Raw genomic sequence first — 20572 nt, 5'->3', positions numbered from 1 at the left:
CCGTTCGCTTGCATCGCCCCGCCACCTCCCCGGTGTGTCTCTGACCGACGTTCTCCTCGGCAGGCGCACGGCCTAGCCGCCGAGGGCGGGGGTGCGAATCCCCGCGTTTTTCGATAGCCTGAAGCTATCTCGGTTCACGATAAAGGTCAACGGACCGATATTTCTTCGGTTCACACAAAAACGAGGTCTCATGCCAGCTCGACGCTTCGACAGGACTCGTGTGCGCGCGGTACGTCGAACCGCCGAGATCTCGCAGTCCGATGTGGCATCTGCCCTCGGAGCTGCGGATTCGACAGTGGCAGGGTGGGAACTGGGCTCATCCGTGCCGGATCAGGAGAAGTTGCCCGCCCTCGCCGGGGTGCTCAAGAAGCCGTTGGACGTCCTGTTCCCCCGCGACGGTTTGCCCGATCTCACTGACCTTCGGTGCGACGCCGGCCTCTACCGGTACGAGATGGCAGCGGTCATCGGTACCAAGAGCGCCGGCCCGGTGGCAGGCGCGGAACAAGGGGTGCGGCGCCTCAAGGACAGGTACCTCCCTGACCTGGCGGAGGCGTATCGCGTCACCGTGGACGAGGTGAAGCGAGCGCAGGAGCGGTCAATGGCGAAGGCCCGGGGGGAGGAGGTGGAGGGCGAGGCTGCCGCGATGATTGAGGAGCCGCCCCGAACACTCGCTGAAAAGATCACCCTCCTCCTGGAGCGCTCGTACCCGTCGGGGGCGGTGCCGGGGGACGAGGAGATCGCGGAGTCTGTGAACGCTTACGCGGGGTCGCAGGTCACCACGGCCGAGAAGGTGGAGGCCCTTCGTACGGGCACCGACGAAGCCGAAGCCCCCGCCCCGATCGTCCTGGAAGGTCTCGCCCAGTTCTTCGGCGTCACGCGCCTGTACTTCGAGCCGGACGACGCTGTCGCCCGGCAGGTCTACGAAGGACTTCGCCTGATGTCGGCCGCCAAGAGCGGGAAGGTAGGCCGAGTCCGGGCCCGCGGTCTCGGCGCGGAGGGTCTGCCGGCCGACGTCCTCTCGATCTTGAACGATCTCGCGACCGAGTTCGAGAAAAAGGCCGACCCCGACGCCAACGAATAGTGCCCTGTTCCCAGGACTCAGGGAGTCGCTGGGAACAGGGCACTGACCAGCTACTTCTACTCCGCCGCTGCGTTCGGCTCGCGGCGCAGGCCGGAGGCGAACACAGCCCGGACGTCCTTCAGCGCGTCGAGGTCCGAGAGCGGGTCTCCATCGACCAGGAGGAGGTCCGCGCGGTAGCCAGGAGCGATCCGCCCCGTTGTGGAGCCCAGCCCCAGCGCCGTGGCCGCTTCGGACGTCGCCATGTCGATGATCGAAGCATTCGCCAGGCCCAAGTGGGAGTAGAACGACAGGGCCGGGACCAGGCCGTCGAAACCGGCGCGCTGCACTCCGGCGTCCGTTCCGGCCACCAGGCGTACGCCCGCGTCGGCCATCCGGCGCACCAGATCGAACATCGCGGCGGCGCGCTCCTCGCCGAAGATTCGGGGGAGCATCTGCCAGTGGGGGCTTACCGCCGGGCAGACGGTGATTCCCCGGTCGATGATCTGCTTCACCACGTCCTGCCGGAAGTCGAGGCCACCACTCGTCATCCAGGTGCAGTGCTCGATCGTGTCCACACCGGCCTCCACGGCCGCGGTGATGCCGTCGGCACCGTGTGCGTGGGCTGCGACGGGGACACCTGCCTTATGGGCTTCGTCCACCAGGGCGGTCAGTTCCTCTGCGGTGAACTGGGACTGGTGGCTCTTGGGGCCGTCTTTCGTCAGGCCGCCGCCGGTGACCATGGCCTTGATGACCCCGGCCCCCGCTGCGAAATTGCGACGTACGAGTTCGCGGATCTCGGCTTCACCGGAAACCTCGCCGCCGAGAAAGTGGCAGTGCCCGCCCACGGTGGTCGCGGGCGTGCCCGCGGACACGATCCTCGGTCCCGGCGTACGACGATCGTTGATCTCCGCAGCCAGACGAAGCGCCAGCCCACCCCGGTCACCGAGGTCACGGGCCGTGGTGACACCACTGAGCAGGAGCCGTTCCGCACGACGGCACATGTCCTCGAACAGGACCTCATCCGTCGAGTCCTGGAGCGTGGAAACCGGATCAGGGCCGCCGTCGAAAGCGAGGTGGACGTGTGCGTCGATCAGCCCCGGCAGGACGGTTCCGTCGAATGCGAAGTGAGGAACGTCGGAGCCGGCCTGCTCCACGATCTGTTCGCGCGGCCCGACGGCAGTGATCGAGTCGCCCTCGATGAGAACTGCGCCGTCCTCCAGGTAGGTCCCCGAGTCGACAAGCACTCGTCCACCGGTGATCAGCATCCTGTCTCCTTGATCATTACGGGTCATGCAGCATCACGCAGGGCGTCGGACACCGCAATCAGTTGTTTCACATCCGACTGCCGGTCGCTTCCCAGAGCCATGGCGAGGGGGACGGCTCGACGGGGTGCAGGGACGCCATCCCCGATCCGGGCGGAGGCTCGACGGAGCCGTGCGGCAAGCTCCGTGGAGTCGATGCTGAGGACCGCGCTGTCGTCATCCTCATCCAGCAGGTAGGGGCTGATGTCCACCAAACCGTCGCGGCATTCCACGATGCGGCGGTGGTAGCGCCGGTGCACGCCACGGGCCCGCCACCGGTCCAGCGCAGCCGGAGACGCCGGCCTCAGCACGTTCTCGGGGTACGCCTCCGCCAGCAGCTCCCACAGAAGAGCGAGGCGGCGGTGATCACGCCGGTGCTGGAGCCAGAGCCGCAGGGAGGAGATTCGGGCTCGCGCTCCGGAGTACGTGATACCCGCCGCGAACAGCAGGACGGACACCACCAGGAGGAAGGCAACGGCGGCCATAAGAGGCTGGGGCACGTCTACGTCGGCCCAGCGAACGGCGACGATGACAGCGCGGATCGCGCAGGCTACGGCCATCGCCCCCAGGCCGACGGCTGCCATCCAGAGCCCGGTGGAGTGCGGGCGCCGGGACATGCGGGCGTAACGGCGAGTCCACCGGCACCCCATGCCGAGGGCATACATGAGGTAGAGACCGGCCCCGCTGTAGAAGAAGGCGATCTGCGGAATCGTCATGTCGGCTGTGCTGAAGCTGCCGGCGAAGACCTCGTGCGGCACCGACTCCGCAGCCACAGTGATGGCTACCGCGACGACCCCGACGACGACGGCTTCCTTGCGCGCCCGGCGGCGGCCCGCTTCTTCGTCGGCTGCGGAGTAGAGGTAGAAGCACATCAGGAAGTACACCGCGAGGAGCAACAGCACGTTCTGGATCAGCTTCGCTGTTCCGTGGCCGGCGACCGTATCTACGCCGGACGCGCCGCCGGGCATGGCCACGGGGTACGACAGCGCAGCGCAGAGCAGACAGAGGGTGACAGACCGCAGGGGTGCGTCATGAGGGGATCGCTTCAGCTGGTAGAGCTTCCAGAGGAGAGCGGCCACGAGCCCCAGAAGTAGCAGTTCCACGGGTTACAGCCATCCTCGCCGGTCACCGAGAGCCGACTCCACACGACGAAGAGAGGGGTCGTCCGACAGCGGAGTGGACCCGTCCAGCAGGGACGACCACTCCAGAATGATGGTCGCGACCAGTTCGACGGAGCATTCCTCGCCGTCCTCGTACGAGCATCGGCGGGCCACGCGCTTGATCGTCTCGGGATCGAACACCGGCAGCATGGTGGCCCAGCCCTCGACGAAGACAGCTGTCTCCTCGTCGGCGTCGACCGTGGGGGCTTCTGCCGCCGTCTCGCCTGCGGCCTCCCTTGCGGCGGCCTCTTCGTTCTCCGCTACGAGGATGTGCCCGATCTCATGGAGCTTGATGTGATCTTGGTGCAGGCGGGTTGTCTCCTGCTGGTAGAGGATCACGTCGTAGTCCTCGTACTCGACCCACATCCCCGAGGGCCCCGGCTTCGGCAGCGGAGCCTCCCGCAGGTACAGGGGGCGCCCACGCCGTCGGCTGAGCGCCTGGCAGAGTTCGGCGACGTCGAGCGGGGGAGTAATCCCGAGGTCTTGCAGCTCACGCCGAATCAGACGGTGCAGATCCCTCTCCACGGTCCGGTTCACGGCTGTGCGCCAGCGCCCGAGGCGCCCACGGCTGGCTCCGCCCCGTGCAGGAACCGTCGGCTCCGCCGCGTCTCGACCACTCTTCTGTGACCACACTGAGTAATCCCTCCAACCGGCAAGGTGATGGCTCCCCCGAGCCGGGGCGACACCGCGCCCGTGTCGATGACGTCCAGTTCCCGGCGCCGAAACGACCGCAGCCGGATATGCCTGCGTGCCCCACCAAGCCCCTCAAGGGGCCCGGATGCCTGGCCTCCAGATCGCCTCACTCAACACGGATGTCACATACGCGAACACGCAATGAGACACCCGGTGAGCCGCCTCAATGGAGCCTCCGGGAACCCCTTGGACAGTACGTGACGGTTCAGATAAGACATGGCCTGAAAAGCATGATCAATATGTGCAGCCCGCAAGTAACTCCGACCCGCCAAAACGATCTAAATCGGCCATCAGCGTGTTAGATCATGTTTTTGAGCTGGCCTTTTGCGTCCTGGCGTGGACGCTTCAAGCTCTCAACTTCGATGTCGAGTCCGTTATGAATCTGAGATATTCACGGCTTAATGACGTGCGACATGCGGCGCCGAATCGGGCTAATCACCTGCTCAAGCCAGGTGTGGCCGTGGTCACTTCAGGGCAGTTCGGGCAACTGGCACCGTTACGCTTTCAGCCATGTCGAACGCGATATCGGGTCAAGCTGATGACTACTACGAGTTTTGGAACGAGTACCACCTGTGCACATTGACTACGCTGCGTCCTGACGGCCGCCCGCACGTTGTGCCCGTGGGCGTGACCGTTGACGCCGTCGCCGGAGTCGCCCGAGTTATCACCCGCAAATCCAGCCGGAAAGTCGCCAACATCCTCGCAGGCGGTGGTACGGCCCGGGTCGCGGTGTGCCAGGTCGACGGGGGCCGGTGGGCCACACTCGAAGGCGTGGCGGAAGTCTGCACGGATGCCGCAGCGGTCGACGACGCCATTGCGCGCTACGGAGAGCGATACGGGCGCACGCCGGCCCCAGACCCTGAGCGGGTAGTCATCCGGATCTTGATAGAGAGGGCGATGGGGCAAATCCCCGCCCAGCGGCCCCGGGCGGCGGCCTCAAGTGCTGCGGCGTAGTAAACAGACACGAAGCCGCCGATAAGCAAGACGCGCCGCTTGTGCTGCCTCGTAGGCACGGCCGTCGAAGGCCATCTCAAAGCGGTTCGGTGTCGACACCGGCGGAGCCTAAACCCATGGCGCTGGATTCGAGCACGGCGCATCATGAGCCCTCGCGTAGCCGATGAGGGGCGGGCAGATGTCACTGGCGAGGAAGGGGGCCCGGTCGATCACGGTCGACGGGGTCACCTATCGGTGGACTCTGCGCCGACGCCCGACGTACGACCACGGCATGAACTGGGGCTCGTTGACCTACTCCGTGGAGCACAGCGAGCCCGGCGGTTCCGTCCTCGTCGTGGACACCGGCCGCGCGCACCCCGGCAACTGGGTGGGCGCCGAGTCGGTACCCGTTCTCCCCGGAGAGGTCGCAGAAGGCATCCGTCGAGGGATCGCCTTGGGCTGGCAGCCGATGCGCAACGGGAAGCCCTTCCCACTCAAGGCATGAACACCCAGGCTGGCGCGCAGTTTCCCATTCTCGTGACAGCCCGCGAGCCGGCGGAGGAGAATCTGCCAGTCATGAGCGACGTCATACCCTTCGACCAGGCGATCAAGAACGCAGCCGAAATCTTCGTCCGCGCCACAGTCATCCGGGATTTCCTTCCTTCACGGATAGCCGCGGAACTCGCCCATTCTCCTGGTGGGCCTTCGGTCGACGAGCTTGAGTCGAAGATCATCTCCCGGCGCGATGCCAGTATCTCGACCCGAGTCCGGATGATTCAGGGCGACCGCAGACTCTTCGGTCAGTCCGAAGGAGGCACCAGTGTCGCTTCCGCAATCGATCGAGCAGCTGAAGCAATCCTGCACGAGCGCGGCCATCCACACGCGGCTTCAGAATCCGCGTCGGCCGCACCTCAGCGTCGACGGCGGCCATCGCGACAATCCGCCCACTTCGACGAGGAAGAGCGCCTGCCGGAAATGGCATTCATGACGCCGCGAGAGGTTGCCGAAGAAGCCTGGCGGGATGACTTGGGCGTCAAATCGATCGACGCCCTGGAAGCGCTGATCCGCACCGAACTCAAGGCGCGGCTTGAAACCGCCCGGCGCATGCCGTGAACGTCGCTTGACACCTCGTCCCACCGATCGGGAAGATCCACAACATCCGGCCAACTGTCAACCACGCACCGCGTGGGGCCGGTTCATTCCCAGGGGGGATCTTGAGGAACTCGCGTCTTACTGCCGTTGCATTCGTCCTGAGCGCCGGTGCTCTACTGACCGGATGCGGTGACGATCCCGAAGTGGAGAATTCCGTCAGCGACATTCGCGCGTCTGTGGACAACATCCGCGACGAGATGAAGTTAGAGACCAAGGCAGTCGATGCCGGCGACGCCCGGACAGAGGTCGAGAGTGTGCAACTTGTCGCACAGCTCGAAGCCGAGAAGCTGCGGAAGTACGCGAGTCGGGCACCGGCCGATACGCAGGATTTCGCTGACGCTGCGGAAGCCTGGGCTGAAGCCGTGACAACTTCGCGCACGGTAATCCTCGAAGGAGCCGCCGAAGGCACCGGGACGGCGGCGATGACGAACGTTCGTCTCAGCGAGAAGCAGATGGACAGCGAAGCCGAAGAACTCGGCATCGAACCGTGGCTGAAGCTGGATGAGTACTGATCGCTCCGGCGCCTCAGCCAGGAGGTTCTGAAGCACGCCGCGAACCGTGTCCTGCGGTGGGCCGGTTCAACTGTCGACCACGGCGGTCGGCTGGCTTGTCACCAGCAGATTCAGGGGCCCTCAAGAATGTGATCGCAGCATCGCGCACGCCCTTTCGAGGTCCTCCGGCGTGTCCACAGCGATGCCCTCGTCCTCGACGGCAAGCATCCGTACGCCATGCCCGTGCTCGACCAGCCGGAGCATCTCGACGCCTTCGGCGCGCTCAACCGGTCCCTGTTCCAGGTGCCGGAACAGGTCGAGTCCGCTGCGCGTGAAGCCGTAAAGGCCGAGTTGTCGCAGGTAGTTCGGACGATGGCCCCGCGGGTACGGGATCGGCTGCCGGGAGAACATGAGGGCGTTGCCGTTCTCGCCGACCACGACTTTGACGACGTTGTGGTCGATGACCGATGCCGCGTCGTCCAGCTTCGCGTACGCGTTGACCGCCAGGGTCTCGGCGCTGAGGTGGACCAGCGCCTCCGACACCGCGTCGATCGCGGCGGGGGCGATGAACGGTTCGTCGCCCTGGACGTTGATGTACGCGTCGGCCTGGACGCGCTGGGCGCACTCGGCGACGCGATCCGTCCCGGTGGGGTGGTCGCCGGTCATCACGCAAGGGATGCCGAGCCGACGGCAGGCGGCTTCGATGCGTTCGTTGTCGGTGGCGACCACGGCGTCGTCGATCCGTTTCGCCTCCTGGCAGCGCTGGTGGACGTGCCACAGCAGCGGCATGTCGCCGAGCAGGGCCAGGGGCTTTCCGGGAAATCGTGAGGCGCCCCAGCGGCAGGGGATCACCGCTATGTGGCGACGCGCTGCGGTGGCGGCCACGGCGTTCTCCTATCGATCAGTGGCGGATCAAGGGTGTGTGGGACGGGGTATGTGATCACTTGGCGAAGTGGTCGAGCCAGACCTTCGCGATGGTCTGGCGGTCGGACGAGGGCATTTCATGCAGGCCCGGCTCGTGGTCGCCGCGGCTGAGCGCTGCGGTGGCCGCGAGGATCTCGGCCTGCACGAGGTGGATGTACGTACCGACTGACGCGCCGTGGACGAAGTTGACCGCACCACCGTCGGCGAGAACGAAGAAGTGATGGCCTGTCACGTCGTACCGCGTCAGGTGCTCCCCGGCGGGTGTCCGTCGGTAGTGCCCGTCGAGCGAGTCCAGCTCGAGTTCGTCCTCGGAGGACGTCACCGAGGCCACATAGGCGCCGTTGCGCAGCGCCTCGAAATGCCCGTGCCGCAGCGCCAGATTGCCGGTCGCACACAGTACGAGGTCGGCGTCGCAGAGTGCCTCAGTGCGGGAAGTGGCCGTACGGAACCCCTGGGAGTGTGCCTGCACCCGCTTGACGGGGTCGCTGTCATAGACGGTGACGCGTACGTCGTTGACGCGCAGCGTCTGGGCGATGGCGCGGCCGACCTTGCCGAAGCCGATCACACAGGCACCCCGGCTGACCAGGATGTCGCCGCGGGTGCGGACCAGGGACTCGGTGGAGAAGACGATGGACCGTCCCACCAGGTGGTCTTCGCAGTCCTTCAGAGGGGAACGCGCCACCGAGAAAACGGGGCAAGGCAGTTGGCCGAGTGACGCGTACCGCTGGTGTCCGTTCTCGGTGTCCTCGACGACGCCGACGACCTGGCCGGAGAACTTCTCGACCAGAGTGCCGAGGCTGGGTGCGAAGTAGCCCCCGATGTCGAGCAGTACGACGTCACGACCGGGAGCGGTGACCTCCAGGTACTCCAGGGCGCTGGTGGGGTCCGTGAACAGGTCGCGGCTCAGGGGGTGCACGGCGTACTCGCGGCGCACCTCCGTAAGGGTCCGCTGGGATATGGATCTGGGCTTGGGCAGCACGGCCGCGACCGTGGTGGTCCGGGCCATCGCGTGGAGGAACGCCGGGCGCTCGGGGAGCAGGTGGGTGATGATCAGCGAGCTGATCTGTCCGTCGGTGGGGAATTGCGCGGTGATCCGGTGGAAGAAGGCATCCCGCCGGATTTTTTCGGGGCTCTCCACGGCAACTCCTGTCGGGTCGCGAGATGGTCAGGCCGCGGCGCGGTACGCGGGCTGGGTCAGGGCCTGCATCTGGGCGCGCATGCCGTTGTGAAGGTCGACCGTGGGCTGCCAGCCGAGTACGTCGTGGGCACGGCCGGAGTTGGCCCGGGTGGTCAGAACGTCACCGTTGCGTGCGTGCTCCACGTGGATCTGGATGTCGCGGCCGACAAGACTCTTGGCGATGTTGATCACTTCGAGCAGGGAGGCGTTGGAGCCACCTCCGACGTTGACGATGCCCGTGTCGGTCGGCGAGAAGGCAGCCGCGATGGTGGCGGCGACCGCGTCGTCGATGTAGGTGAAGTCCCGGCGCTGGTGACCGTCGCCGTACAGGCGGAGCGGCTGTCCGGTGATGGCGGCCAGGAGAGCGCGGTGGGCGAACATGTCAGGGCGCTGGCGCGGCCCGTAGACGGTGAAGTACCGCAGAGCGACGACGTCCGTGGGGCAGTCGACCCGGGCGGCGTGCGCCAGGCAGAGCTGTTCCTCGGCGAGCTTGGTGACCGCGTACGGGGAGGCCGGCCGAGGATGGTCACTCTCGACACTGGGGCCGCCGCTGGTGGGTCCGTAGACGCTGGAGGAGGAAGCCACGACCACGCGGGGGACGCGCATGCGGGTGGCGGCGTCCATCACCCGCTGGGTGGCGAGGATGTTGGAGGCCACGTAGTCGCCGAAGTGCGGGCCCCACGAAGCTCGTACGCCGGGAATGCCCGCCAGGTGGAAGATCACGTCCGCGTCGAAGAGGAGCGGATCGATCGCGCAGGTCAGCAGATCGGCGGTGATGTGCATGTATCCCGGGAGGCCGTGCGAAGCGGCGAGGTTGACTGCTGCCGTCTGGTCTGCGGCGGGGTCGCGACGGTCGACGCCGATCACGGTGGTTCCTGCCTGGAGCAGGGTGTGGGCGAGGTGAGAGGCGATGAATCCGGCGGCCCCGGTCACCACCGCGCGCCGCGGGGTCGGTGTGGTCGAGGCGGAGGTGCTTTCTGACACGTAACTCTCCAAAGGTCGGTGTGGTCGGTCAGCTCAGTCGCGCCAGCACGGTGCGGCCGTGGGCGCTGAGGGCGAGGTCGTCCTGCTCGTGTCCCCGGACCAGGGCGGTGGCAGCTTCGATGGCGCCGAAGGACTCCAGGAGGTGTTGCTCAGCGTCGCTCAGCTCCCTCCCGTACGCGGCGAAGAAGGCGCTGCGGAGATGGGGGGCGGCCTGCCAGCGGCGGAACTCGAGGCGGGCGAAGTCCCGGATGCGGGCGTCGCGTCGCATGTGCTCGAAGTCGCAGATCCAGAAGCCGTCCCCGATGAGCCAGTTCCTGGGCTGGTAGTCGAGGTGGCACACGGCGCTCTCCACCTGGACGTGGCACAGGAGGTCCGCGACCTGCAGCAGGCTCCTCCTTTCGTCTGTCGACAGGAGGTCGGCGCGGTCGGCCCTGTCGACCCAGCCTCGGAGCCGACCGGCCAGTTCGACGCCGATGCCGCCGGTCTTGGGACCTGCCGTGGCCCGGTGGAGGGCTCCCAGCACGAGGCCGGCGTTGTGGTGAGCCTCTTCTTCCTCAGCCGAGCCGGGCGGCAGGTCGTCGCCGCTCTGCCCGCGTATCGCCGTGAGCAGCAGAGTGCGTGTGGAGTCCTGTCGGCCGACCAGCTCAGGGGCGTGGCCTTGAAGGTGGCGTCCCCACGTCAGGTAGGCGTGCGCCTCGTGGACATAGCGGTTTCGGTTGGCGTGCTGCTTGGCGAAGTAGGCGTTCCCGCGGACATCGACAAGGTGCAGCAGGTGAGGCGGTAGCGCCGGGTCCGCGACGATGCGGACGGCTCCGACCGTCTGCCGCGCGAGTTCCATGCGCGGGTCGTCGTACGCCGTGATCACGACGTCGCCCGTATCGCTGAGGCACCCAGGTGGGCGGTGTCGTTGTGCCGGTCCAGCATCCAGCGCCGCTGGTCGAGCCGGTTGAGGTGGTGCTGCCAGCGGGTGATGGAGCCGTGGGACACGGTGAAGCCCGCCAGCGAACCCAGCGGGATCGCGAGAAGCAGGGTGTGCGCGACGATCACGGTCTCGCCGTGCGCGGCGAACAGGACGCGATCGCCCTCGTGCCGGTCGATGAGACCGTGAAGGAAGTCTCCGGCCCGCTGGAGGTAGCCGTTCCAGGTGTCGGACCCATCCGCCCAGGGCCGGTCGGGGTGGGCGTGCGGCCCGCCGTCGGCGGCGGTCTTCACCTCGGTCCAGGGTTTGCCGTCGGCCACGCCGTGGATGGGGCCGCCGAGACCGGGCGCGGTGCGCATCGGCAGGCCGAGGGCCTGGCTGAGGATCTCGCCGGTCTGCCGAAGCCGGAGACGAGGGCCGGTGTAAAGGGCGGTGAAGGGTCTGTCGCGATGCTCGTCAGCCAGCCGGGCAGCTGCCTGTTCGACCTGGTCGTACCCGAGGTTGGTGAGCCCGGTGCAGGTGACCGGGCCGCCGACGACGCCGTTCGCGTTGCAGTGGGCTTCGCCATGGCGGACGAAGACGAGTTCCGTGGTGATCATGCGAGACCTTGGAGTCGGGGGCGCGGAACCGGCCAGCCGAAGCGGTAACCGTTGCGCCCTGCGTACGGGGCGGTCAGAACGCAGTGCAGGGCGAGGAAGTCGTCGAGGCGCTCGCGATCCGTCGTACCGAGCCGGGAGTCGTGGCGGCCGACGGCCTCGTTGTACGTGCTCAGGGCCTCGTCGATGGCGGGTGGGCCGATCGGGCCGTACGTCATGACCAGCGTCGTGATCAGCTTGGCCAGGTCGTACCCGAACGGGGCGAGTGTGAGGTCGTCGGTGTCGAGGGTGAAGACCGTGCCGTCCTCGGTGAACAGGAAGTTCCGCGGGTTGCTGTCCTTGTAGAAGGCGGCGGGCCCCTCGGCGGTCTTCTCCAGAAGCGTCAGCATCGCGTGCAGAGCGATCCTGTCCGGCAGATGACCTTGCTTCAGCCGCCTGCGCAGTGCCACTTCGCGTACGGGGAGGTAGTCGCCGAACGGAGTGCCGTCGCGGAAGGTGTGCGGCTCGTTCAGGGAGACGGAACGCAGGTCACTGGCCCAGGCGGTGCCGTGAGCGTCGCCCAGCAGCCCCGCCAGCCTCGGCAGGTCGCCGGGTTCTGCGTGGCGGCCCTCGATCCACTCGAAGGTCAGGCTGTTCGGGCCGATGACCGTCAGGGCCGGCTGGCGGAGCGGCTGCGCGTGGGCGGCCAGCCAGGTGCGATGACGGGCGGCGGCTGCAGTGTGTTCCGGGGTCTCGTAGGTCTTGGTGAAGTGGGTGGTTCTCACGTCCGGCCTCCTCGCGGTCGGGCCACGACGTACGTGATGACCGAGCTGGTGGCGATCGGTACGTCCGGGAGGAGTTCGTGGAGCGTGGCGGCCAACGCGCCCGGCTTGCCGTACAGGCCGGGGGCGAGGTCGTACTTCGGGTTCGTGGCGACGTACTCGGCCACGTGATCGTGTCCGTCGAAGGTGAAGCGGTGCTCCTCGTGCTCGGTCGCGATCACGTTCAGGGAGGGCTTCGCCAGGTCGGCGAGGTTGCCGCCGTGCGCGGAGACGTAGAGGCTCTCGTGCTGCTCGGCGCGCGGGTCGAGTCCGGCGGCGGTCACCAGGGCGTCCATCTCGCGGTAGCTGTCGAGCGCTTTGGTGACGAGGATGGCCACGCCGTCGGGAGCCAGGACACGGGCGATCTCCGCAATGGCCTGCTCGGGGTGCGTCGAGTGGTAGAGGCAGAAGGCGGCGACGGCCAGATCGCAGGAGCCGTCCGGCATCGGCATTCGGTGGAAGTCCCCTTTCAGGAAGCCCACCTGGACACCGGGAACGCGGCCCACACGCTTGCGGGCATCGGCCACCAGCGCGGGCGCCGCGTCGATGCCGACGAGGCGTTCCGGATGAAGTTGCTCGGCCAGGACCCGGCTGCTGGTGCCGCGGCCGCAACCGATGTCCGCCACCAGGCGGAGACGCTCCGAGCCCCGCGCGAGGTAGGACCGGGCCAGGTGGACGATGGTGTCGGGTACCGGCCGGCCGACGGTCCTGGCCCGTATCAACGCGTTGGACCGTCTGGCCAGCCGGGAGGCGTGCCCGTACAGGTCTTCCTGCCGCCCGGGGTCGAGGAACGGGTTGAGGTTCATGCGCCGCACCCCCCTCGGAGGCGCGGGCGGCTCAGCTCTGCTGGTCGGCGGCCTTCCGCAACCAGCGCCGCGTCTGTCGTCGGCTGGTCAGCAGCACCACGTCGGCATGCCCGGTCGCGAACTGATCGATCTTGGCCATGACACGTGGACGCATCTTTCGCCGGTACGTCGCCACGTACTTGATCACGCCCCAGTGGATGCGGTTGTGCACCCCGTTGCCCTTGTGCCCGGCGCCGTGCCGGAGCTGGCGGGAGAAGACCCCCCACAATGCGGCGAGGGTGGAGACGTCCATCAGGACGACGGTGTCGCAGGCTTGGAGCCGGATCTGGAGCGTGGAGTTGTAGTTGCCGTCGATCACCCACTTCTCCTGCGCGACCAGGTCGCGCTGCACCGCGGCGAACTTCTCCATGGGCAGTTCGTTCCACTCGTCGTCGTAGAACGCGGCGTCCAGGTGCGTCACCGGGGCGTTCAGGACATCCCCCAGCGCACGGGCCACATGCGACTTGCCGCTGCCTCCGCAGCCGACGATGGCGACCTTCTTCATGGTGCTCCACCCTAGGGGTGCTCAGGTGTCCGGACGGACCGACCGCCGGAACACGTACGGATGGTCCGGGCTCGGCGGCCCGCGGCAGGTACTTCATCACGCGGCTCCTCGCTGCTCTTCGGCAGCTCCCGTGACCGTGGCGAGAACGGTCTCCAGCGCATCCACCTGACGGCTGAGCCGGAAGAGTTCCAGACGGCCCAGACAGGCGGCGATCAGTTCGGCATGCCGGTGGCTGCCGACGATCTTCTGAAGATCGGTGATCCGCCGGATCACCTGTCCCCCGGACTGCACCACCAGTTCCTCGGGAACGAACCGCTCAACGTGCTGAATATCGGCGGGAGCCAGTGGAAGACACCCGGCGAGAACGGCTTCGAAGATCCGCTGCGTCATCTGCCCGACAGCGGCGTATCGCTCGGGCAGCAGCAGGACAGTGGCCAGGGCTCCGCTGTAGAGGCGGTCCACCGCCTCGAAGGGGATCCGGCCGAGGAAGGTGATGTGCGGCCAACGGCTGGTGTCCGTCCACTTTCCGCCGACCTGGTGCTCGAAGCATGCGGCGGCCGGGGAGAAGTAGCGGTCGAACTGTGCGTCGCGGTCGTACCGGTTGCCGACGTAGCCGAGCGCTGTCTCCCGCGGCCTCCTGGCGAGTGCGTTCGGGTCCGCCTGGTCCAGCAGTCGGTCGTCGACCGGGAAGAGCAGACGGTGGGCACCGGGCGTGGGACTGAGGGCTGCCTCGCACACCGCGACGCCGGGGACACTGCGGAGGACGTTGTGTTCGCGCAGTTGGCGGTCCTTGTCCCAGATCACAGTGGGGGTGCTGCGGAGCACGGTGTACCGCTTGACGAGTTCGGCCTGGCGGTGGAGGTCGCAGGTGTGCCCCTCGGCGCCGCAGGGCGTGTTGTTGCGTCCGTCGATGAGCCAGCGCCATTCGAGGAACAGCACGTCGATGTCGGGGATGCCGCCGTCGAAGGTGTACGTACCGCCGAGGTCGTCTCCTGCTTCGAGGAGGTCCCGGTCGGCTTGGAGGAAGACGATCTCGTGGCCGCGTGCGAGGAGAGCGTCGACCAGAGGGCGGCGGTGGCTGCGGCCTCCGTCGGGTGTGTCCGTGATGCCGTTGCCGAGGAAGCCCCAGAAGCTGTATCCGATCTTCACTTGGTGATCCACCGGCCTTCCAGCAGCAGGGCGTCGAGCCCGGAGTTCGCAAGGCAGTCGAGGGCCATGTCCGGGGTGCCGCAGATGGGCTTGCCCTTGACGTTGAGCGAGGTGTTGATCAGCACGGGGACACCGGTACGGCGAGCGAATGCCCGCAGCACGTCGTGCATGAAGGGGTTCTGGGCCTGACTGACGGTCTGGAGGCGGGAGGTGCCGTTGGCATGGACGACGGCGGGGATGTGTTCGCGGGCCTTGTCCGTCACTCCGGAGGCCATGGACATATACGGCGCGTCCTGGCCGAGGGTGAAGAACTCCCCTGCTCGGTCGGCGAGGACCATGGGGGCGAACGGGCGGAACGGCTCGCGGAACTTCACGCCCGCGTTCAGACGCTCGACGACGCCGGGCTCCAGAGGGGAGGCCAGGATCGACCGGTTCCCCAATGCGCGGGGGCCGGCCTCCACACGTCCCTGGAATAGTCCGACGATCACGCCGTGGGCGAGCTGGTCGGCGAGGAACTCCGCGACCTCGATGTCCAGGGTCTTCTGCTGGAGTCCCGGCCACCGCGTGAGGTCCAGGTTCGGCTCCGGGTAGGACGGCCCGAGGTAGCAGGCGCGGGCGACCCCGCACAGAGGCCGGCCGTTCCCTCTGTCGGTGTGCACGGCGACCGCGGCACCGAGCGCGGTGCCTGCGTCGCCCGGAGCGGGCGGCACGAAGACCTCGTCGAAGATGTCCGCCTCGATGATCCGCCCGATGCTGACGCAGTTCGTGGCCACGCCGCCGCCCAGGCACAACCGCCGTGAGCCGGTGAGCAGGCGGGCGCGCCGCGCCAGGTGGAGCATCACCTGCTCGGTGCGCTCCTGCAGCGCTGCGGCCAGGTCCTGGTGCACCTCCTGGAGCGGCTCGTCCGGGCGCCGGGGCGGGCAGGTCTCCACGATGAAGCGGCGGGAGGTCCGCGAGTAGCCGGAGGTAAGGACGCGCGGCGGGAAATAGGCCGGGTCCAGGGCGAAGCCGGTGGCGGTGGTGCGGACCGCGCGGGCGAAGAGGTGTCGGAAGCGGGCGGGGTCGCCGAGGGCGGCGAGCGCCATCACGGTGCCTTCTTCGTCGCCCCGGCGCCAGCCGAGGTGCTCGGTGACCGCCCCGTACACGTAGCCCAGTGAGGCCGGATCGTAAATGGCCTCCAGGGTGCGGGTGGTGGGACGGCCGGCATGGTGGCCATGGGCGATAGTCGTGGTCTGCCGCTCGCCGAGGCTGTCGACGACCAGCACGGCGGACTCGTTCCACCCCGAGGCGGCGAAGGCGGTCAGCTGATGGGCGCGGTGATGCAGTACGGGCGAAACCTGCGCGCCGGGGAACTGCCGACCGAGGGACTGGACGCGGCGCCGGGTGCGCAGCGCGACCTTGGCGAATCCGGCGGCCCGTGGCACAGCCCGGTCACGGGTTGTGCCCGAGAGCGCGAGGCGCAGGGCCGCGGGGGCCTCGGCGAGGTATCGGACGGGCTGGAAGTTGTACGCGACGGCGTCGACGTCGCCGGGCGTGAGGCCGGCCTCGCCCAGCAGCCACTCGACGGCGTGGTGGGGGTACTCGTGGGTGTGCTTCTTCTGGGAGAGGCGTTCCTCCTCGACGAAGCCGCCCAGTTCACCGTCCACCAGGAGAGCGGCGGCGGAGTCGTGCGTGTAGGAGCAAAGACCGAGAATGACGGCGGGCACGTGGTCCACCACGGCCGTCACCTCGTTCCCGCGGCAGCCTGTACGGCCGAGGTTCCGGTGCGGCAGGTCAGTTCGCCGTACCAGGCGGTCAGGGCCTCACCGAGCGGTCCGTCGACGGCGTCGGCGACGCGCCGCGCCTCTTCGCGCATCCCGTCCTTCCACAGCCGGTAGCTGCACATCGTCTCGGCCACGGAGTCCCAGCCCTGATGCCCGGTCTCATCACGTGCTTCGACTCGGCGGAGGAGTTCGTCGAAGCCCTCCCACGGCGTCGTGAGTTCGGGCATGAGCGGGCTCGCGACGACGTCGGTCAGCCCGTCGGCCCTGTCGAGGTCGCGCTCGTAGATGTGCAGCGAGCTGACGTGGTGGTGGTACTCGCCCAGCTCCGCGTCGAGCCAGCCGGCGACCAGCTCGTGCAGCGTGGTGAAGAAGAACAGGTCGTACGGCAGGCCGATCCACACGTCCTGGCCGCGCATGGTGGTGGACATGTGCAGGCGGCCCGCGCGCAGGTGGAAGCGGAAGCCGAGCGTGCAGGGGACGTCCTTGTGCCCGGCGGTGTCGCGGGCCGGGTCGTACAGCTGGATCAGGGCGCGGCGGGAGTCGGGGTCGGCCTTGAGGATCTCGACCACGCGGTGGAGCTGGTCCACCTTCCCTGCCCAGTTCCGCATCCGCGGCCCGTAGGCACCCTGGAGGATCCCGTCGTCGGCGTACTGCCGCAGCTGCTCGTTGTATCCGTAGATCCACGGGGCGTCGGTCCCGGAGAGATGCCAGACGGTCTCGGCCACCGCGAAGGCGGGATTGAGGATTCGGACGGGCGGCGCGTACAGCAGACGGGCCCTGGGCTGGGTCAGCGTCATGTTGACGTCGAAGACCTCGCGGGTGGCCATTCCGCGCGGGCTGACCTTGTCCCCGCTCTTGGCCAACATCACCGCGCCGACGAAGAGTTCGGCAACGCTGTCGCCGGTGAACGTGTTTGTCATCGCCTGTCGGTCCCTTGCGCTGAGTGGTGGGGAGTTGTGCTGCCGGACAGCGCCTGGGTGACGATGTCCGCGACGGCGTCGGCGCTGCGGCCGTCCCAGTGGCAGATCGACTCCCTGGCCGCCGTCGGTACGCGTACGGCCTGCGGCGACTCGTCGATACGCGTCAGGAACCTGGCGATGTCCCGGCTGGACTCGCAACGCCAGGCGGCCCCGTGATCGGCGAGTCCCAACGTGCGCGTGGCAGGAAGCGCCAGTTCCAGCACGGGCACTTCGAGGAGCAGAGCCTCGATCCCGCACGTCGATGACGCGCTGATCAGGGCATCCCCGCCGGCCAGGCATCCGCGGGCTCCGACCTCCGAGCCGATCAAGGCGACCGGGACACCGTTCAGCACGTCGAGCAGAGGCGACATCGTCTCGGCGTTCTGAGCGGGGTGTGGCGCCACCACAAGACCCCAGCCACCCGTCGCGTTCCGTAGCCCCTCGGCCAGAACCTCGGTCTGGCCAAGAAGCCGCTGCTCGCTGAACGGCTGGCACGCCCACACGACGATCCTTGTCGGCGCTGAACCCGTCTGCTCCTTCAAAATCTTCTGCAGATAGGCCCGCTGACCGAGGCGGTCAATCTGAGTAAGCCCGTCGAACCGCGGCTGGCCGACGACGTACGTACGAGCGTCAGCGCGCCGAGTCCGAGTCCGGGCCGTCCGCACATCACGCGCCCCCATGACCGCGACATGGCGGCAGCGCTGGGCATGCGAGGAAGGCTGCCCCTCGACCCACGCGCCGTGCTGGACGTAGACGGTGTCCGCGGCAGCACGTTCGGCGGCGCGAACGGCGAGCACGCCGAGCGGGCTGGAGTCGTTGCTGCACAACAGGACCCGACTGTGGGATTCGAGGAGAACGGCGTCGAGCCACTGCTCGACGTACAGCGTTGCCGACCAGGACGGTTGGGTGCAGCCGGCGCTGCGCACAAGCACTCGGGCGGCGAGCCACGCCAGTCGGCCGATGTCGATCTCGTGCTGTCCCACTCGTACCGTGCGCTCGTTTTCGGGCCGGAAAGCGCTCTGGGCAGGTACGTCGCCGTGTCGGCCAAGGGCTTCTTCTGGCAGGCGGAGCACGGTGATTCCCGGTTCCGCCGTATCCGGGAAACGTTGATCCACTTCGGAGGCCATGTCCACGACGGTGCTCCTCACCCCTTGGCCGGCGAGGTCGGAGAGAACCGGAAGCAAAGTCTCCGCATGGCGGGATGACCAGGAGACGGCGCACACGGGTGCGGTGGTGACCTTCAAGCGAGGCTGGACCGGCACCGCGAGCTCGCCACCGTCCGGGGTGAGTTGGCCGGGCTCGCCGTGCCCGAGGAGAAAGGAAAGACCTGCCTCGGACACTTCGTACGCGACGTAGCCGAGAGACGTACTGCCGCCGGCCACCACCAGATCCTCGGCTGCGCCGAACACCGTGGTGGTCGGCACCTCGTCCAGTTTCAGGAGCTGCCTCACCAGGCGGGTGACCAGGCGGCGAATCGGTACGTGGTGGACCGACAGCCAGCTCACGCCGCCGGCCGTCATGAGCGCATCGCCGTACTCTGCTTCCAGCGCGGTCATCAGCGCCTCGACGCCTTGGCCAGAGTCGGTCACAGCAGGCTCCCCTCGATGAGGGGCACGCTCTTCTTGCTCACGTCGAGCAGTCGAAGGAGGTCCACCGGCGACTGTGCGATCTGGGGCTCCGGAGTGCCGGGGGCGCCGTAACCCCAGGCGGCGTGTACGTAGGAGACACCGGCTCGGCGAGCGGCCTCACGGTCTACTTCCATGTCGCCCACGTAGGTTGCGGACGCCGGATCGGCCGCGAGGTCAACGAGGGCGAGCAGCAGCGGGTCCGGGGCCGGCTTGCCCCTCCCCGGACCGCCGGGTGCACGGACCGTGGCGAAGGGACAGCCGAGTTGGGCGAGGAGCGGAGCGGCTCTGTCCAAAGGCTTGGACGTCACGACGCCGAGGCGCCAGTCGGCGGCGGCGAAAGCGTGGAGCACCTCTTCCACGCCTTCGAACGGTCGGGCCAGAGGGGAGGCGGCCTGCGAGGCCGCCGTGTACGTCTGGTGGATCCGATCGGCGTCGGCCAGTTCGAGCCGCTCCATGATGTCGTTGAACGGACGGCCCAGGTGCTGCTCGTACATCTCGAACGGCAGGTCGACGCCGTGAGTCTGCTGGACCGCACGCCACGCCTCCTGCATGACGGGGCGCGTATCGACCAGGACACCGTCCAGGTCGAGGAGCAGGACGTGCTGTGTCACGACGTCTTCCATCTTCTTCCTCGGAGGTAAGGGCGCGGCGACGGGCGTGTGTTGAGCAGGCATGGCGAACGCCTCCATGGCGAGCGAGTAGGGCTGAAAGGGGTGTGCGGTGGGGGTCGGGCCGCAGGGGACGGCCTCTCGGCGTCTCACGACCGCGAGAACCCGCTTGCCGCTGCCGTCTTGGTTGAGGCAAGCCGTCCATGCGTCGGCCTCGGCCGTGACGAGTAGAAGACCGCGTCCGTCCAGCGAGTCCGGCCCACTGGTGCGAGGGATCGGCGGCAAGGGGGAGTTGTCCTCCACCTCGATGCCCACGGTTCCGCTCTGGGCGGTGAGGGTCAGCGTGATGTGCTCGGCCACCACCTGGCTGTCCGCGTCCGAGGGGCGCTCGGTGCCGCCTGGCGTACCGCCGTGGCGCTCGGCGTTCGTGGTGAGTTCGCTGACGATCAGGACCGTGCGGTCCATCAGCTCTTCAAGTCCCCAGGCCGACAGCGTTTCCCGCGTGAAGGTCCGTGCCGCCCCGGGTGCCATGTCGTCCGAGACCATGGTGAGGCTCACCCGGTACTCGGGGGACTCGATGACGGACTCCAGGCTCCAGATGGGCATCATCTCGGCCTCCTCACAGTGTCCGCCGGAGTCCGTCAAGGACTCGGCGGCAGGTCTCGGTGGAGGCGTCGAAGCTGCGGAGGTGCGCGTCGACCGCCGTTCTCGGACCTCCTTCTCTGGCCTGGGCAGGCTCGGAGACATGGCCCTGCCCGCCCGGCGGCATCCGGTCTCCAGAGCCGTACGTCTGGATTGCGTTCACCGAATTCCTCCCGGGGGAAAGCCAGCTGGTGGTTTGGTTGACCTTGAGCGAACCGTGAATCACGGTGGGTTGGTATCCCCCACCGGTCGGCGATGCCGTCAAACCCGTCAAAGATCATCT

General features: G+C 67.8%; 21 protein-coding genes. 5 read left to right on the top strand and 16 right to left on the bottom strand.

Annotation, left to right across the window (positions count from 1 at the left end):
* Positions 1-91 precede the first annotated feature (91 nt).
* Positions 92-1081: a helix-turn-helix transcriptional regulator gene (locus tag ACWD3C_RS21485; RefSeq protein ID WP_451146163.1), complete on the top strand. Its 990-nt coding sequence runs from the start codon at positions 92-94 to the stop codon at positions 1079-1081.
* Between the two features lie 56 nt (positions 1082-1137).
* Here ACWD3C_RS21485 and ACWD3C_RS21480 read toward each other — a convergent pair whose 3' ends face one another.
* Genes ACWD3C_RS21480 through ACWD3C_RS21470 form a run of 3 tightly spaced genes read right to left on the bottom strand, consistent with a single transcriptional unit; the run spans position 1138 to position 4058 of the window.
* Positions 1138-2325 (bottom strand): amidohydrolase family protein, encoded by a 1188-nt coding sequence (locus tag ACWD3C_RS21480; RefSeq protein WP_451146161.1) that lies wholly within the window; start codon positions 2323-2325, stop codon positions 1138-1140.
* A gap of 23 nt (positions 2326-2348) precedes the next feature.
* Positions 2349-3464, bottom strand: coding sequence for an MAB_1171c family putative transporter (locus ACWD3C_RS21475; RefSeq protein WP_451146159.1), 1116 nt, complete (start codon positions 3462-3464; stop codon positions 2349-2351).
* 3 nt (positions 3465-3467) lie between these two features.
* Positions 3468-4058 carry a hypothetical protein gene (locus ACWD3C_RS21470; RefSeq protein WP_451146157.1) on the bottom strand — a complete coding sequence of 197 codons (591 nt, stop codon included), beginning with the start codon at positions 4056-4058 and terminating at the stop codon, positions 3468-3470.
* 666 nt (positions 4059-4724) lie between these two features.
* Here ACWD3C_RS21470 and ACWD3C_RS21465 point away from each other — a divergent pair.
* The 4 genes from ACWD3C_RS21465 (at position 4725) to ACWD3C_RS21450 (ending at position 6811) form a co-directional block, all read left to right on the top strand.
* Positions 4725-5168: a pyridoxamine 5'-phosphate oxidase family protein gene (locus ACWD3C_RS21465; RefSeq protein ID WP_451146155.1), complete on the top strand. Its 444-nt coding sequence runs from the start codon at positions 4725-4727 to the stop codon at positions 5166-5168.
* A gap of 178 nt (positions 5169-5346) precedes the next feature.
* The gene (locus ACWD3C_RS21460) at positions 5347-5652 is read left to right on the top strand and encodes a hypothetical protein (protein ID WP_451146153.1); all 306 of its coding nucleotides are present in this window, start codon (positions 5347-5349) and stop codon (positions 5650-5652) included.
* A complete protein-coding gene (locus ACWD3C_RS21455) occupies positions 5649-6260 on the top strand; it encodes a hypothetical protein (RefSeq protein ID WP_451146151.1) in 612 nt (203 codons plus the stop codon). The genes ACWD3C_RS21460 and ACWD3C_RS21455 overlap by 4 nt, the downstream gene beginning before the upstream one ends.
* A gap of 182 nt (positions 6261-6442) precedes the next feature.
* Positions 6443-6811, top strand: coding sequence for a hypothetical protein (locus tag ACWD3C_RS21450; RefSeq protein WP_451146149.1), 369 nt, complete (start codon positions 6443-6445; stop codon positions 6809-6811).
* A gap of 120 nt (positions 6812-6931) precedes the next feature.
* Here the strand turns inward: ACWD3C_RS21450 and ACWD3C_RS21445 are convergent, their stop codons facing one another.
* The 13 genes from ACWD3C_RS21445 to ACWD3C_RS21385 form a co-directional block, all read right to left on the bottom strand.
* On the bottom strand, positions 6932-7675 hold the full coding sequence (locus tag ACWD3C_RS21445; protein WP_451146147.1) for a 3-deoxy-manno-octulosonate cytidylyltransferase: 744 nt from the start codon (positions 7673-7675) through the stop codon (positions 6932-6934).
* A gap of 55 nt (positions 7676-7730) precedes the next feature.
* Complete coding sequence (locus ACWD3C_RS21440; protein ID WP_451146145.1) at positions 7731-8852, bottom strand: adenosylhomocysteinase; 1122 nt, start codon at positions 8850-8852, stop codon at positions 7731-7733.
* 27 nt (positions 8853-8879) lie between these two features.
* Complete coding sequence (locus ACWD3C_RS21435) at positions 8880-9875, bottom strand: NAD-dependent epimerase/dehydratase family protein (RefSeq protein WP_451146143.1); 996 nt, start codon at positions 9873-9875, stop codon at positions 8880-8882.
* A gap of 28 nt (positions 9876-9903) precedes the next feature.
* Positions 9904-10740 (bottom strand): phosphotransferase, encoded by an 837-nt coding sequence (locus tag ACWD3C_RS21430; RefSeq protein WP_451146141.1) that lies wholly within the window; start codon positions 10738-10740, stop codon positions 9904-9906.
* Entirely contained in the window at positions 10737-11393 is a 657-nt protein-coding gene (locus ACWD3C_RS21425) for a histidine phosphatase family protein (RefSeq protein ID WP_451146139.1), read from the bottom strand. Before ACWD3C_RS21425 ends, ACWD3C_RS21430 begins: the two co-directional genes overlap by 4 nt.
* Entirely contained in the window at positions 11390-12154 is a 765-nt protein-coding gene (locus ACWD3C_RS21420; RefSeq protein WP_451146137.1) for a phosphotransferase, read from the bottom strand. The genes ACWD3C_RS21425 and ACWD3C_RS21420 overlap by 4 nt, the downstream gene beginning before the upstream one ends.
* A complete protein-coding gene (locus ACWD3C_RS21415; RefSeq protein WP_451146135.1) occupies positions 12151-12996 on the bottom strand; it encodes a class I SAM-dependent methyltransferase in 846 nt (281 codons plus the stop codon). Before ACWD3C_RS21415 ends, ACWD3C_RS21420 begins: the two co-directional genes overlap by 4 nt.
* Positions 12997-13027: 31 nt before the next feature.
* The gene (locus ACWD3C_RS21410; protein ID WP_451146133.1) at positions 13028-13540 is read right to left on the bottom strand and encodes a topology modulation protein; all 513 of its coding nucleotides are present in this window, start codon (positions 13538-13540) and stop codon (positions 13028-13030) included.
* 96 nt (positions 13541-13636) lie between these two features.
* A complete protein-coding gene (locus ACWD3C_RS21405) occupies positions 13637-14701 on the bottom strand; it encodes a hypothetical protein (protein ID WP_451146131.1) in 1065 nt (354 codons plus the stop codon).
* Complete coding sequence (locus ACWD3C_RS21400) at positions 14686-16404, bottom strand: carbamoyltransferase family protein (protein ID WP_451146304.1); 1719 nt, start codon at positions 16402-16404, stop codon at positions 14686-14688. Before ACWD3C_RS21400 ends, ACWD3C_RS21405 begins: the two co-directional genes overlap by 16 nt.
* 8 nt (positions 16405-16412) lie before the next feature.
* Positions 16413-17372 (bottom strand): thymidylate synthase, encoded by a 960-nt coding sequence (locus ACWD3C_RS21395; protein WP_451146129.1) that lies wholly within the window; start codon positions 17370-17372, stop codon positions 16413-16415.
* Positions 17369-19000, bottom strand: a complete 1632-nt coding sequence (locus ACWD3C_RS21390; RefSeq protein WP_451146127.1) for a hypothetical protein — start codon at positions 18998-19000, stop codon at positions 17369-17371. Before ACWD3C_RS21390 ends, ACWD3C_RS21395 begins: the two co-directional genes overlap by 4 nt.
* Entirely contained in the window at positions 18997-20256 is a 1260-nt protein-coding gene (locus ACWD3C_RS21385) for an HAD-IA family hydrolase (RefSeq protein ID WP_451146125.1), read from the bottom strand. Before ACWD3C_RS21385 ends, ACWD3C_RS21390 begins: the two co-directional genes overlap by 4 nt.
* Positions 20257-20572 lie beyond the last annotated feature (316 nt).

The organism is Streptomyces sp. NPDC002845 (assembly GCF_053591955.1).
This window is presented reverse-complemented; position numbering and strand designations above follow the sequence as displayed.

Coding starts and splice junctions, on each gene's coding strand:
- ACWD3C_RS21425 (WP_451146139.1), bottom strand. CDS start 11,393: ATGATCACCACGGAACTCGTCTTCGTCCGCCATGGCGAAGCCCACTGC.
- ACWD3C_RS21460 (WP_451146153.1), top strand. CDS start 5,347: ATGTCACTGGCGAGGAAGGGGGCCCGGTCGATCACGGTCGACGGGGTC.
- ACWD3C_RS21395 (WP_451146129.1), bottom strand. CDS start 17,372: ATGACAAACACGTTCACCGGCGACAGCGTTGCCGAACTCTTCGTCGGC.
- ACWD3C_RS21410 (WP_451146133.1), bottom strand. CDS start 13,540: ATGAAGAAGGTCGCCATCGTCGGCTGCGGAGGCAGCGGCAAGTCGCAT.
- ACWD3C_RS21465 (WP_451146155.1), top strand. CDS start 4,725: ATGTCGAACGCGATATCGGGTCAAGCTGATGACTACTACGAGTTTTGG.
- ACWD3C_RS21415 (WP_451146135.1), bottom strand. CDS start 12,996: ATGAACCTCAACCCGTTCCTCGACCCCGGGCGGCAGGAAGACCTGTAC.
- ACWD3C_RS21385 (WP_451146125.1), bottom strand. CDS start 20,256: ATGATGCCCATCTGGAGCCTGGAGTCCGTCATCGAGTCCCCCGAGTAC.
- ACWD3C_RS21480 (WP_451146161.1), bottom strand. CDS start 2,325: ATGCTGATCACCGGTGGACGAGTGCTTGTCGACTCGGGGACCTACCTG.
- ACWD3C_RS21455 (WP_451146151.1), top strand. CDS start 5,649: ATGAACACCCAGGCTGGCGCGCAGTTTCCCATTCTCGTGACAGCCCGC.